The 13,556-nt window shown below is 45.3% G+C and carries 13 protein-coding genes; 8 read left to right on the plus strand and 5 right to left on the minus strand.

All coding sequences use genetic code 11. From position 1 onward, the window contains the following. Positions 1-9 precede the first annotated feature (9 nt). Positions 10-2,160, plus strand: coding sequence for an acetate--CoA ligase family protein (locus VX941_03295; protein ID MEE2932430.1), 2,151 nt, complete (start codon positions 10-12; stop codon positions 2,158-2,160). Between the two features lie 82 nt (positions 2,161-2,242). Here VX941_03295 and VX941_03300 read toward each other — a convergent pair whose 3' ends face one another. Beyond that, positions 2,243-3,079 (minus strand): CmcJ/NvfI family oxidoreductase, encoded by an 837-nt coding sequence (locus tag VX941_03300; protein ID MEE2932431.1) that lies wholly within the window; start codon positions 3,077-3,079, stop codon positions 2,243-2,245. 289 nt (positions 3,080-3,368) lie between these two features. On the opposite strand from VX941_03300, the gene VX941_03305 reads away from it, so the two are divergent. Further along, positions 3,369-4,034: a peroxiredoxin gene (locus tag VX941_03305; protein MEE2932432.1), complete on the plus strand. Its 666-nt coding sequence runs from the start codon at positions 3,369-3,371 to the stop codon at positions 4,032-4,034. Positions 4,035-4,323: 289 nt separating this feature from the next. On the opposite strand, the gene VX941_03310 is transcribed toward VX941_03305, so the two are convergent. The 4 genes from VX941_03310 to VX941_03325 form a co-directional block, all read right to left on the minus strand. Next, on the minus strand, positions 4,324-4,755 hold the full coding sequence (locus VX941_03310) for a hypothetical protein (protein MEE2932433.1): 432 nt from the start codon (positions 4,753-4,755) through the stop codon (positions 4,324-4,326). A gap of 9 nt (positions 4,756-4,764) precedes the next feature. Beyond that, positions 4,765-5,277 carry a MaoC family dehydratase gene (locus tag VX941_03315; GenBank protein ID MEE2932434.1) on the minus strand — a complete coding sequence of 171 codons (513 nt, stop codon included), beginning with the start codon at positions 5,275-5,277 and terminating at the stop codon, positions 4,765-4,767. Positions 5,278-5,288: 11 nt separating this feature from the next. Beyond that, entirely contained in the window at positions 5,289-6,485 is a 1,197-nt protein-coding gene (locus tag VX941_03320; GenBank protein ID MEE2932435.1) for a CoA transferase, read from the minus strand. A 412-nt stretch (positions 6,486-6,897) separates the two neighbouring features. After that, positions 6,898-7,965, minus strand: coding sequence for a Gfo/Idh/MocA family oxidoreductase (locus tag VX941_03325; GenBank protein ID MEE2932436.1), 1,068 nt, complete (start codon positions 7,963-7,965; stop codon positions 6,898-6,900). A 114-nt stretch (positions 7,966-8,079) separates the two neighbouring features. Between VX941_03325 and VX941_03330 the strand changes: the two genes are divergently transcribed. The 6 genes from VX941_03330 to pyrE all read left to right on the plus strand — a co-directional run bounded on the left by VX941_03330 (position 8,080) and on the right by pyrE (position 13,545). Beyond that, positions 8,080-9,009, plus strand: a complete 930-nt coding sequence (locus tag VX941_03330; protein MEE2932437.1) for an NAD(P)-dependent oxidoreductase — start codon at positions 8,080-8,082, stop codon at positions 9,007-9,009. Next, the gene (locus VX941_03335; protein ID MEE2932438.1) at positions 9,006-9,872 is read left to right on the plus strand and encodes an amidohydrolase family protein; all 867 of its coding nucleotides are present in this window, start codon (positions 9,006-9,008) and stop codon (positions 9,870-9,872) included. The genes VX941_03330 and VX941_03335 overlap by 4 nt, the downstream gene beginning before the upstream one ends. Positions 9,873-9,951: 79 nt before the next feature. Continuing rightward, positions 9,952-10,557: a glutathione S-transferase family protein gene (locus VX941_03340; protein MEE2932439.1), complete on the plus strand. Its 606-nt coding sequence runs from the start codon at positions 9,952-9,954 to the stop codon at positions 10,555-10,557. Between the two features lie 55 nt (positions 10,558-10,612). Continuing rightward, positions 10,613-11,569: an aldo/keto reductase gene (locus tag VX941_03345; GenBank protein MEE2932440.1), complete on the plus strand. Its 957-nt coding sequence runs from the start codon at positions 10,613-10,615 to the stop codon at positions 11,567-11,569. Between the two features lie 37 nt (positions 11,570-11,606). Further along, entirely contained in the window at positions 11,607-12,842 is a 1,236-nt protein-coding gene (locus tag VX941_03350; GenBank protein ID MEE2932441.1) for a PrpF domain-containing protein, read from the plus strand. Between the two features lie 142 nt (positions 12,843-12,984). Further along, on the plus strand, positions 12,985-13,545 hold the full coding sequence (gene pyrE, locus VX941_03355) for an orotate phosphoribosyltransferase (protein MEE2932442.1): 561 nt from the start codon (positions 12,985-12,987) through the stop codon (positions 13,543-13,545). The last annotated feature ends 11 nt before the right edge of the window (positions 13,546-13,556 follow it).

Genomic DNA, 13,556 nt, shown 5'->3' on the forward strand with positions numbered 1-13,556 from the left:
GCGAGAACGATGCCCGATATAAATGCTCTACTCAATCCAACAACCGTAGCTGTGATTGGGGCTTCGAATGATAAGTCTATTATTCGCGGACGTGCTATGGAAGTTTTACTGAGTCACCCCTACAGAGGGAAGATTTATCCGATTAGTAGAAGTGCCCAGCAAGTCCAAGGGTTAAAGGCCTTCAGTTCAGTAGAATCAGTGCCCGAACAGATTGATCTTGCTCTTATAATCATTCCAGCAGAGTTCATTCTGGAGGAATTGGAACGTTGCGGCAATTCTGGTGTAAAAGCAGCACAAATTATAACATCAGGTTTTGCTGAAGGTGGAGACCGTAAGGGTAAAAACCTCCAAAAAAAAATAAACGAAATAGCAATTAAGTTCGACATGGCTATAAGCGGCCCGAACTCCGAGGGTTTTGCCAACACATTAAAATCTCTTTGTCCCACCTTTAGCCCTGCAGTCGCGGAACCTAGTATCAGTTTGACCCCTGATTATCGAAAAAGTGGATTTGTAGCTGCCATTGCTCAGAGTGGTGGCTCAGGGTTTGGTCTCTATGATCAGGGTCGCCCAAAAGAGCTTCCTTTCAGCTACGTGATTACCACAGGAAATGAAGCCGCGCTTGAGACCTTTCATTTTGTGGATTACCTTCTCGATGAGGGGAAGACTGATGCTTTCTTGTTGTTCCTTGAGGATGTGAAAACACCTGATCTATTCAAACAAACCGCAGAGAAGGCTCTTCGCGCCGGCAAGCCAATTATACTGACAAAAATTGGAAAATCAGAGGCCGGCCGCCGAGCGGCCCAATCTCACACCGGAGCAATGACTGGAGCTTATGATGCTTACAAAGCGATGTTCCAACGATACGGTATTATAGAAGGCAAAGACCGCGAAGAGATGTGCGATATTGCGGCAGGGTTCTCTCATTTTGGCAATCGTCTACCGCTAGGCAAAAGAGTAGGTATTTGTTCCGGGTCTGGCGGATCGGCTGGTTGGATGGCGGAGACATGCACCGCTATAGGCCTTGAAGTTCCGTTACTCGATGATGCAACGCGTAATCGAATTGACTCCCATTTACCTCATTACGCCACCTCACAAAATCCAGTAGATGCAACTGCGGGGTCTATTCGTAAAATCGGCTACAGTGTTTTAGGAGAGTGGGTTTCACAGTCTCCAGAAGTTGATTCTATAATCATCGTCACTTCAGCTCGGCATGCCCATTCTTTCTCAAGTGAAGGCGATGATTTGGCAAGAGTAGCACAGGAGGCAAAAAAACCAATTATGGTGTGCTCTTATACACTGCCGTCTTCCGAGTCCACCATAATGTTTAATAAAGCAGGCTATCCCTTTTTTACGAATATGCCGAACTGTGCAAGAACTGTCAGAGAGATGGCAGACTATAAGATTTTGCGGGAGGCATTCCTCGCGGTTCCAGACATCCGGACTTCAGACGCTGCTCGGGAGCACGCCGTTCGAAAAGCATGCGCTGATCAATGTGGAGTCTTGACAGAGTACAAAACCGGTAAAATACTAGGCCATTATGACATAGACCTCGGAGGTGGAGGTTTAGCAAAGTCCACTGAAGATGCTGTTGCAATTGCCGAAGGAATCTCAGGGCCCGTTGCATTGAAATTGCAGTCACCCAACATCCCACATAAGTCGGATGTGGGTGGAGTTATCTTAAACCTTGAAACAAAAAACGAAATTGAGGATGCTTTTTGTAAAATCCTCGCATCTGCCAAGCAACATTGCCCACGTGCAGATCTGGATGGGGTTCTTGTAAGACCGATGGCAAACGATGGAGTCGAGTTCATCTTAGGCCTTAAACACGATGACGTTTTCGGAATGATGATGTTGGTTGGGCTAGGGGGTCTTTTTGTTGAAGTGCTCCGAGATAGAGTTATTTTACCGACGCCAATTTCGATAAATGAAGCGCTTAGAGCACTTTCGCAACTCAAGGGCAGCGCAATCCTAGACGGCGTGCGAGGTCGGTTGGCTTCTGATAAAATTGCGCTCGCCGAATTAATGGTCAAATTGAGCCACTTCGGTTCCGACTTTTCTGACATTATTGCAGAAATTGATCTTAATCCGGTAATTGTGCACGAAGAAGGGCATGGCGTCACAATAGCTGACGGTTTAATTATCACCTCTTCGGATAATTAGGATACTTTTTAAGATAAAGCATTAATAGTTTTTAATTCGACAGGCACCGTTTAAACATACCAAAGAATATTAGCTTGATAGCCTAAAATGCGACTAGGGTTCGCACTTCAATACTCTCACGAGGTGGGCTATTTTCCTGAGCGTTTGGATTAGTGAATGCGGTGTGAGCAGTAAAGCGAGCACGGCCGTCAATTGCAGAATCAAAGCATTTAATCAAGAGAGCCTCGTCGCGGGTCATGTTGGAAAAATAATACCAACGTTGTTCAGCACTATATCTTAATTGGAAAATTTCACCCAAACGGTCTGCGTAAACGAGGTCAGTCGCAATGAAATCACCCGACGGCATTGTAGATGCATCGGAAAGCGCGAGCGGCTTGGTGATTACCGGCTCATTTATTGACCGCCAAACATTTATCACAGCATAACGCTGTTGCAACCAATCTTCCGCTTCTTCTTTTTCGAATAAATCTCGCACACGCTGCGGGCCGGACTTTTCCGTATAATCGTTGTGGGCAACCTCTACCGGTGCCCTCACCGATTGCGAATTGCGCTTGTTTTCTTCTTCAATTCGAATGGTGTGGTCAAATACGTGTACTTTTTTTGCTCCAGTAATTGATCTTATAAATGATTGGACCTCTCGATAGTAAACTTCACGTACTTGTGTTTCGTTTAAAAAGTCTTCTATTTTAGTCTTAAATCGATGAAATGAGAATCCATTTCGGTCGAGCGTAAATTGTTCTGCAACGTCTCTACCATCGGTGAGTAAGGTCAAACGCTCCTCGAAATCCCCGGTGCGCTCAACCACACCATGTCCCTCTTCTGGTATAATCACCTTTGGTTTTCTATCAAAATCACTAAGAAACTTGATTGATGCATTTAATGTTGTTCCTAAATTTATATTCAGCGATACGGCTTCCATTGCCTCACTCCTTTTCCACGGGATGGCAATAACCCGCAAAATACAGAAACATAGCCCCCATAATCCTCACCCATGTTTTTCTTTTCACACCAAAAGATCATTTCTTATTGACCCGTGGCAAACTTTTAATCTGGCCTTACAAATAAAATAAACCCTTTAATAAACCGGAAAGTTATTATGTTATTTTATATTGATACCACTTTATTTTTGCTAAATTTAGGGTAACCTTATACTTTAATAACATCCTGCTTAATTACGATGGTCTTTTATTGCTCTAGAGGTAATTTTTATGGCGTTATTAACGATTGGTGATATTGCACCCGATTTTGAAATCGAGACTACAGAGGGAGTTATCCATTTCCATGAATGGATTGGGGATGGATATGCTGTTATATTTTCTCACCCGAAAGATTTTACCCCAGTTTGTACAACAGAGCTTGGATATATGGCTGGTCTCAAACCGGAGTTTGATAAGCGTAACTGTAAAATTATCGGTTTGAGCATTGATCCAATTGATGATCATATCACATGGTCAAAAGACATTAAAACTGCAACCGGCCATGCTCCAAACTACCCATTGATTGGAGACAAAGAGCTTAAGGTGGCAAAAGCATTTGGCATGCTCCCAAGTGACACAGGAGCAACTTCAGAGGGACGGACTGCCGCCGACAACCAGACAGTGCGCACAGTATTCGTTATAGGACCAGATAAAATTATTAAACTTGCCTTGACCTATCCGATGAGTACTGGACGAAATTTTGATGAAATCCTTCGCGCCCTTGACTCAATACAGCTCACTGCAAAGCACCAAGTCGCAACACCCGTTAACTGGAGTCAAGGTGAAGATGTGATTATAGTACCGGCGCTTTCCGACGCTGAGGCAAAAAAGAAATACCCCGATGGCTGGGGCGGGCCTCTACCCTACATTCGCACAGTCCCAGCACCAAAGGACTGATTTGGATTACATAGATTTAAAAAAGTAGCCGAGGTTTATTTTTTATACTGGGCGGCTCAAAAAACTACGATCTTTCTTTGTTGATTGTTAATGGGGGTACCTTCGACGCACTGTTGGTTGCGACATCAAATGTTAAATGCTCCAGGGCGCGGCATTGAACTGTCCGCTTGCGTTACTCTTCAACATCAGCATTCGGCTCACAGCCGGCAAAATGTTGGTGCTTGCCATAACAATAAGAATAATCGCTAGTCTTCTGACAAACCTTCGCCGGAGCGAGGTCGCGCGGGTTTTAAGGTGCAGTGCGCGCAACCAGTCCACTGCACTGACCAACCATAACCTTGACCCCCTTGTCAGTCTCAACCCAAACTTCACACTCAATACGCAATTTTTCTTCAGTTTCGACTGTTTTACTTTTTACATAACCCTTCGCAGTAATAAGATCATTTATACCAGCAGGGCGTCGAGTAACTACGGAGCCTTTGCCACCGACAATCCAACCTTCATCAAAACAAATCATCATCATTCTTGGAATAACACCGAAAATCCTTGAGCCAATAGCTATCGGCTCACTTAATCCTTCGCGAGCAGCTGCCTCAGCATCGGTGTGTATAGTGTCTAACTGACCATCGTTAGTTTTAATTTGGTTAAGACCTACGTCAAGCTTACGCGAAACCTGCGGTAATGCATATCCGATCGGTGTATCTTCCGTAATAATCGCCATTAGATTCCTCTATATCCGTTCCGGCTTTGGGCCGCCATCTACACCAACGCCTTCACGCGGGGCGTCGCGCTCAATAATATCCATGCATTGAACCCGTGACGCGTAAAATACCAACTGGCCGTCTTCATCATGGGCGAAAGTATCCCAACGCATAAACTCTCGATTGCGCTTAATATATTTGTCGGAAACTTTACCCGAAATAGTGAGCGTCTGGCCCGCCTTGATAGGCTTCAAATATTCAAAATCATGCTTATAACTGACACCACGAATATTATACGTACGGCCCAATAGCCAGCGTGGCGGACGAGACTGTATCTGCGGCGGGGCGACTGCTCCTCCCCATGGGGAGTCACTGACAAACCACTCATGCCAATGCTCATCCAACAAACATTGCCGCTCAATATCGGCCTTGGTAACACTCCATTCAAACGAGCCCAAATCTTTACCCACTTTAATTTCTTCGTAGGTTGTGCGCTTGCCAGTAGCATCTTCCGCCATACGGACCTTACTAGGTTTTGACATGGTGACCTCCCTTATCCGTTTTTTTGCAGCATATTCTTGCTCTTGGTTTCATCCCAACCCAGCCATTCTTGTAAAATTTCAACGGTGTTTTCCCCCAAAGTCGGTGGCCGTGTAATCGCCTCATTATAAGCAGAATCCATTAACGGTACTCCGACAGTCCATACCTTACCGTCTAAAGGATGGTCTCGTGATGTCAACTGAGACCGATACTTTACCTGCTCGTGATCTAGCGCCTCTTGATAATCATGTACATGCATGCAAGTAGCCTCCTCAGCATCAAAACGTACCATCCAGTCCGCCTGATCACGCTCTGCAAATCTGGCCTCCACCATTGCATGAATTTCCTCTCTATGTTTCTGACGTTTCTGCATTGTGCCGTATTTTGGATTCTCTGCCCATTCGGGGACTTCCAATGCGCGGCATAAAGCTTCCCAACGCTTGTTATTACTGCAGTGGAGAATAGTTGGCCTCCTGTCTCTGGAGAGGAAGACTTCTGACGGCACGCGAAAAGGATTTTGGTTACCGGAGCGTTCGGTGACGACTCCAGCTTGCAAAGTTTCTGCCATTCGACAGCCCAGAACATAAAGCATAGCACCCTGCATACTCACATCCAGGTGCTCGCCAACCCCACTCGCGCGCGCCTTTATCAAGGCAGATACTACCGCAAAAGCCCCATACATTCCGGCCACCGTATCAGTAAGAGGATAGCCCGTCATCATGGGTGGACCATCTTGCTCACCTGTCACACTCATCACACCGGAGACTGCCTGAATAATGGGATCGATAGCAGGCCTCTGGGCATAGGGGCCGGTTTGCCCAAAACCGGAAATGGAACAATAAATCAGCTTTGAGTTGATCTTTTTCAGCACTTCGTAGCCGAGACCTATCCGGTCCGCCGTTCCGGGCTTGAAATTTTCCACCACCACATCCGCATTACATATCAAATCAACGGCAGCTGCATGCTGATCCGGGTTTTTCAAATCGAGCGCGACACTACGCTTGGTATTATTTACTGAATTAAAATAATCCGGGTGCTCCTCTCGGCCTTCATATCCCGGTATATTTCGAAGCGAATCACCTATATCGGGACGCTCTACTTTAACCACGTCGGCACCCATATGAGCCAACATCATAGTGCAAAACGGCCCAGAGATGACATGGGTGAAATCGACAACGCGGACGCCCGAAAGCGGCAAGGTATCGCTCATAACATTCTCCACGCAATTGGTCTGCTTAAATGTACTAGATCATCGCAAAATCTAATAATAGTCAATTCAATAAACTTTCATTTTTATCATCTAATCTTTTTATGGTCATGGTGCCCTTGAAACCTGAACATTTATTAAGACTAGCCGCTACTGCCCTAACTTAGAGCCTAAACAAGCCTCAATATTTCTGGGCAAAATTAACCCGGCATTTGAACATAGATCAGACAACTCAGTGCTTACATATGGCAAACCGGGATGCGTCATTACCGTCACGGGATGATCCTAATACCGGGCAGTGACTCTCCTTTACTCACGAACGCCACAGCTGTCGCCTAGGACCCATGCTTTTCTAGATATAGTGCAGGAGGGGCATTTATGCACCCCAGGTATTCCCGTCATTGACCTTTTTTGTTTAGTCCCGATCTGCCAGCGGCAAATAGATTTTCTCGCCGCGACGCATGGAAAGTGTGACCGCGTCAGTCCATTCCATATATTTAGTCGCCGTTGTAAAGTCGGTGAGTTTGACTTCTTCCTTGCCGCGAATTGCATTGATGAATTCTTCTTCGACGCGCCAATAACCTTGCTTCGATTTGGGGATATTTACCCGCTTGACAGTTTTATCCTTTCGCTTGCCAGCATAGACCTCCAGCTTGCCACCATGTTTTTCAAGCACGGAGATTGTACCTTCGGTGCCGAAGATATGGCATTCGATACTCATAGGCGAATGGCCGAGCACGGATGAAATGCTGTAACGCATGGTACCGCCCTGCTCCATTTCGCAGATGCAATCCACATGGTCAGGTATGGTCATTTGCACGCGACTCTTATCGGAGCCGATGCGATGCTTGATCACCGATTGGCCAAGCGCCTGAACAGATCTTGCTGTGCCGACCCAACGCATCATTGCCTCATACAGAATCCCCATGGCCATGATATTGTTGCCGGAGAACTCTCGCGAGAAACGCCAATGCATTGGTGAGTCATCTTTGGGAAACGTGCTACCGGTGTTAACCCTCGCGTCTACAGAAATCAAATCCCCGATGTATCCCTTGCCCATCATTTCGATAATGGTTCGATCAATGGCGAAGGTACGCGGTGATGGTACGATTTGCGCCACTTGGCGTGGATAATCCATAGACACTTTAAGCATCCGATGTGCTTCAGCCGAATTCATTGCCATTCGCGCCTCGCATAAAACATGCTTACCATGATCCAACGCCCCAACCGTGAGTGTCTCATGCATATACGGCCAGGTGCCAATGCAAACCGCATCAATCGTTTCATCCTCGATTATTTCAATCCAATCATGACAAACTTTCTGTATGTCAAACTCATCAGCAATTTTCTTCCCAGAGGCATACGACCGATTTGAAACGGCAGCGAGGATGACACCATCAATTTTTTTAAAACCCGGAATATGGCGGCTCTTCATATTACCACCAGCGCCGATCAGACCAACACGTATCGGTTTAATTGCCATTATATTTGCTCCTATGTGTCTCGTATTTTGGTTTGCTGAGTATAGAGGCTTGCGATAGTTTGGGAACCAGTTCGTTAAGTATAATCTTTAACAATAGATATGATAAAAGTTATTATGACTATTCTCATTTTCGGTGGGACAGGCTCTATTGGAACCGGGTTGGCAAAAAACCTTTTTGATCAAGGTGAGCCTGTGGCTATCGCTGCGAGGCATCCCCCTACGTCTAATGATTTATATAATCTAGAGAATAAAATCGATTATTATTGCTGCGATATAACGAACCCGAATCATGTGAGGGCAACGATTGTGTCAGCGAAACCTACCCAAATTGTACATCTTGCAGCGATGTTAATAGGAGATTGTGAAAAAAACCCCCTACAAGCTAATGCCGTCAACATAGCGGCTACTATAAATATTTTAGAAGAGGCAGTTGTAGCAGGCGTTGACCGTTTTATTTTTGCTAGCTCAATTGCGGTGTATGGTGGTGGTATAGGTCCGTTCGAGGAAACAATGGACCCTGGCGCAAAATCAGTCTATGGAGCTGGAAAATACTATTGTGAAATATTAGGAAATCGTTTCGCAAAACAAAATAATTTATCTTTTCTTGCTCTGAGATACTCGGGCGTTATAGGCCCCTCCAAGGTAAAAGGCGAAGGAATGGCCGCTGCTCGCGATCGTATTAAAAAAATTGTATCAGGGGAAGACATAGACATAGACTTTCTTTCAGGTGAAGAATGTACACAATATACTTACATTGATGATGCAGTCGGTGCCACAATCGCTGCTCTGCGCCACCCAAAACCTTCTTTCCCTGTCTATAATGTCGCTGGTCCCGATGAAAATTGCTTAAGCTACAAAGAGTACTCCCAAATGATTAGGTGCCTTGCGCCAAACCCGGGCGCCGTAAATTTCACTGGCCCCTCCCTCAGGGGAGGCGGACATGTGGTAACCAAAAGACTTCGGGATGATCTAGGATTCGAACCGCGGTTCACAGTCAAAGAAGCGCTCAAAGACGAGTTCATCAAAACAGGAATAATCGGGTGACTGATATTGATTTTACAGAAGATACTGGTAGAGCACCTCTTTTTAAAACACCGTCAAAAACATGCGATACCCATTCACACATTTACGGGCCGCTTGAGCAGTATCCAAGGACGGTAGAAAATAAACGGATGGCAACGGTCGATGCCTATAAGGCAATGCTTAAAAGGCTAGGGATTGAACGCTGTGTTATTGTGCATTCTTCCATGTATGGCACAGACAACTCGATAACTTTGGATGCCATAGAATTGCTGGGCCAGAAATTCGCACGTGGGACTGCTGTAGTTTCTCCCGAGATTGAGCATGCGGAGATTCGACGCCTACACGTGAAAGGCATAAGAGGGGTGCGAGTATCAAGCTCTAATAATGACATAACCTTAGATCAGGTGCAGGGGATTGCAAAAAAAATCGCACCATTTGGATGGGTATTACAACTGCAAGATAAAAACCCCAACTTTATTCTGGACTACGGCAAAATGCTCTCCCGGCTTCCATGCCCTATTATATTCGATCATTTTGGCAGAACCGATCCCAAAGAAGGTGACGCCGGGAAAAATTTCTGCGAATTACTGAAACTTTTGCAGGTTTGTGAAAACATATGGGTACGTCTCTCGGCCCTTTATCTGAATTCATTATCCGGCCCACCATTCTATGAAGATCTTAAGGCGAGAGCAAAAAAACTAACGAAAACCCGACCTGACCGCTTGCTTTTTGCCCTTAATTGGCCACATCCCAAGTTCCCATTTCCTGGCGTGCCAGAGAGTGCCGACTGCATAGATCCAATTTTTGATTGGATAAAAGATAGAGAGACGCGCCAACTGGTTTTATCGACTAATGCCGGGGTTTTGTACGGGTTTGATTCATAGATCAATTAAAGTCTAATCGAAAACGAATACCTTAACGTGATAAAATTTTTAATTTTAAATTAGCAAGGTGATATCTGATATGAAGTTATTTATGACACCAACATCCCCGTATAGTCGACGTGCAAGAATAGCAATTATTGAAGCAGGGTACCGTAATCAGTGCGAGGAAATTGATGTGTCGCCTATCCCCGAAAATCTAGACACTCTTTTATCTGCACACCCATCGGGCAAGGCTCCAACTCTTTTGTTAGATAATGGTATTGGGCTTTCGGAATGCATATTGATTGCTCAGCACATGAATGATATCTCGGACGGAATGCTATATCCAAAAGATCCTGCAGAACGCCTTTCTTGTCAAACAATGGAGTCAATAGGATCCGTTTTGATGGACTCTTTGTTTGCTCGCAGCAGTCAGAATAGACTGGATGCGTCTGAGCAATCGCCCACTATTCTCAAAAAGGAGACCGACCGCTCGAATCGATTATATAGAGCATTGGATCAGATTGTTTCTGAGCTTGAAGGTAAAAAACATATGGGTGCATTAACTGTCGCCTGTGCTCTTTCCTATGCTGATTGGCGTGGTGCAGAGGATAATTGGCGAGTTAAACACCCGCGCTTAGATGTCTGGATGAAGGAAATCGAACAGCATCAATCATTTGCCACAACATCTCGTCCTGACGCTTGAGATAACAAATTGAAAATATTTATGCATCCTAAATTCGGCCTAGGAACACTTTGCCATGGAATATACTAATCTTGGAAAAACCGGACTCAAGGTAAGTGTTGCGGGTATCGGCACCGGCGGAAATAGTCGCTTGGGAATCAAGACTGGTAGAACGACCGGGCAATCGATCGCGATCCTTCACGAAGCAATTGATCTTGGCATCAATTTTATAGATACAGCTGAAAACTATGGTTCCGACCAAATCGTAGGTGAAGCAATAAAATCGTTTTCACGGGATAAAATTGTACTTGCCACCAAGTCCACAATTAGGAATTCCGATGGCTGTCTCACTGCCGACGAAGTTATTTTCAGGCTTAATTCTTCTCTTAAACGACTCAACACAGATTACGTTGACGTGCTAAATTTACATGGCGTTAGACCAGAGGAGTACGACTACAGCTTAAATGAACTTGCTCCTGCACTGCTCAAAGAAAAAGAAAAAGGTAAAATCAAACACCTTGGGCTAACTGAATCGGCAACCTGTGATCCCCACCACACAGTGATCGAAAAAGCGCTGGAGGAAGATATTTGGGAAGTTTGTATGGTGGCCTACCATTTAATGTGTCAACAAGCACGAAATACAATCTTTCCCCTGACACAAAAAAAAGGTGTTGGAACACTTCTTATGTACGCTGTTAGAAGTATTTTTTCGGATAGAGAATATTTAAAGGAAACACTTAAAACACTTGCTGCAGAGGGGAAGATTGACCCGGCCCTCGCTTTGGGCGAACCACTGGATTTCCTAATGGTTGAAGGCGGCGCGAAAAGCATCATAGACGCAGCGTATAGGTTTGTCCGCCACGAACCAGGCGTGGATGTATTGCTCTTCGGTACTGGCAACATAGAGCATCTCAGAGCTAATCTGTCATCAATCTTATCGCCACCTCTTCCTCAGCTCACCGTCGACAAAATCTACGATCTATTTGGACACTTGGTAGGTGTTGGCTTGGACATGCCTCGATTCACAAGCTAACTTTACTAAACAAATCCCTTGAGAGATGGAGAATTAGATGTTTAATGAAAAGGTACATTGTCTGGGTATGGCGCCTCGTTTTCTCGCTGGGGTTCTAGAAATTCCTGTTTACCATATGAGGGGCGGCACCTCGACAGGCATCGTTCTTTTCAAAGATCATCTTCCTGAGAGTCAGCCGCTACGCGAAGAATTAATACGCCACCTTATGGGCGTACCACAAAAAGGGGAGGTGCATGGCGACAGGCAAATAACCGGCCTTGGAAGAGGCATTCCGCAAAGTTGTAAAGTGTTCATAGTCGGACGCTCAGATCGCGATGATGCTGACATCGATAGCACCTTAGCTCAACTCGCGCCAGGAAAAGCAGCTATAGACTGGAGTGTCAATTGCGGAAATATGTCTTCAACATTGCCAATATTCGCTCAGGAAATTGGATTGATTAAAGTTCAATCGGGGCGATCGCGTGTTCGCATATACAATACAAACACCGGTGTAGTTACCCATGCCTTGATTGACATGCCCGAACCAGGACAACCAATGGCAACAGATGCGGAGATCCCCGGTGTTATGGGAAAATGGCCGGGGGTGCAGCTGGCCTTGCTCAAGCCTGCAGGCTCAAAAACCGGAGCTTTACTGCCAACGGGTAATGCCATAGATGTTTTTAATGGCCTAGAAGTATCCTGTGTCGACTTAGCAGTACCAATGGTGATAGCCAGTGCATCTGATTTTGGCAAAACAGCTCAGGAAGATCCAGCCGAACTGGATGCCGACAAAATATTTATGGACAAGATGCAAGACCTTTGGGTAGCTGCAGGTCTAGCAATGAAATTAAAGAATGCAGACGGCGTTACCCTCAAACCGGAAGAGCTAGCAGTCAGTGAAACAATACCAAAAGCTTGTATTATAGGTCATGCTAACACGCATGAAAGTGATCGCGGAGCAAGTCTGAGTGTCCGGTACTTTACTCCGCAGGCCTGCCACAAATCGCTCGCGGTAACCGGCGGAGCGTGCCTCGCTGCCGGATGTTTAATTCCGGGGACTGTTGCTAATAAAATTGTGCATGGAGTAAAGCCACTCACAAACGACAATAGTCTTCATGAAATTAAAATGGCCAACCCTGCCGGTATTCTGAAAGCCACTATTGAAGGCAGCATCTCCAATGATGGAACTATAAATATGCCCAGCGCAGCCTATGAACGTTCAACTCAGATTTTGTTAAGAGGACACACTCCAATCTATGGTGCTTCAGAGGCACTTAATGCTCATTACGCATAATTTGTTAAAGCCGCATGATACTTCTATTATCTCTTATCGACGCACACCTCGTGATTGAAATTCCGGGTTAATAGAAGGCTGCACAGAAATTTAAAACGAGCTAAAATTACTATACTCACAGATTAGCAAGGAGCTAAACGGTATGTCGTTAGAGAATCCCGAAAAAAATAGGTTGCGCGATATTATCGCAAAAAAATCATTGCTTACATCGGGAAACTTTACACTCGCCTCGGGACATAAGAGTAACACCTTCTTTGACATGAAGAAAACGATGCTAGATCCTGAAGGAGCAACCCTGTTAACTGATACATTGTGGAAAGAAATCAGAAACCACAAACTAGACTGCATCGGTGGGCTGGAGATGGGCGCAGTGCCAATCGTTTCACAGCTCAGTTTGAGAAGTTATCCGGAAAAACCAATACCCAGCTTCTTCGTCCGAAAAAAAGCAAAGGGGCATGGAACCGACCAAAAAGTAGATGGGTATCTAAGTGAAGGTAATACAGCTATCGTGTTTGAAGACGTTACCACCACGGGCGGCTCTGCTTTGCAAGCAGTAGAAGCAGTGCGTAAAAACGGCGCATTTGTGGAAACAGTTATAACTATTGTTGATAGGTTAGCAGGCGCTGAGCACACCTTAGCAGCAGAAGGACTTACGCTCATATCTCTATTTACGAAGAATGATTTCGACTTAGGAACCCATTAGATATAGAGTCT

This window comes from Pseudomonadota bacterium, assembly GCA_036339585.1.
Lineage (GTDB): Bacteria > Pseudomonadota > Alphaproteobacteria > UBA8366 > UBA8366 > UBA8366.

What these genes read in the sequence shown, in the direction of transcription:
- VX941_03295 (MEE2932430.1), top strand. Translation starts at nt 10, where the DNA reads ATGCCCGATATAAATGCTCTACTCAATCCAACAACCGTAGCTGTGATT.
- VX941_03300 (MEE2932431.1), bottom strand. Translation starts at nt 3,079, where the DNA reads ATGGAAGCCGTATCGCTGAATATAAATTTAGGAACAACATTAAATGCA.
- VX941_03305 (MEE2932432.1), top strand. Translation starts at nt 3,369, where the DNA reads ATGGCGTTATTAACGATTGGTGATATTGCACCCGATTTTGAAATCGAG.
- VX941_03310 (MEE2932433.1), bottom strand. Translation starts at nt 4,755, where the DNA reads ATGGCGATTATTACGGAAGATACACCGATCGGATATGCATTACCGCAG.
- VX941_03315 (MEE2932434.1), bottom strand. Translation starts at nt 5,277, where the DNA reads ATGTCAAAACCTAGTAAGGTCCGTATGGCGGAAGATGCTACTGGCAAG.
- VX941_03320 (MEE2932435.1), bottom strand. Translation starts at nt 6,485, where the DNA reads ATGAGCGATACCTTGCCGCTTTCGGGCGTCCGCGTTGTCGATTTCACC.
- VX941_03325 (MEE2932436.1), bottom strand. Translation starts at nt 7,965, where the DNA reads ATGGCAATTAAACCGATACGTGTTGGTCTGATCGGCGCTGGTGGTAAT.
- VX941_03330 (MEE2932437.1), top strand. Translation starts at nt 8,080, where the DNA reads ATGACTATTCTCATTTTCGGTGGGACAGGCTCTATTGGAACCGGGTTG.
- VX941_03340 (MEE2932439.1), top strand. Translation starts at nt 9,952, where the DNA reads ATGAAGTTATTTATGACACCAACATCCCCGTATAGTCGACGTGCAAGA.
- VX941_03345 (MEE2932440.1), top strand. Translation starts at nt 10,613, where the DNA reads ATGGAATATACTAATCTTGGAAAAACCGGACTCAAGGTAAGTGTTGCG.
- VX941_03350 (MEE2932441.1), top strand. Translation starts at nt 11,607, where the DNA reads ATGTTTAATGAAAAGGTACATTGTCTGGGTATGGCGCCTCGTTTTCTC.
- pyrE (MEE2932442.1), top strand. Translation starts at nt 12,985, where the DNA reads ATGTCGTTAGAGAATCCCGAAAAAAATAGGTTGCGCGATATTATCGCA.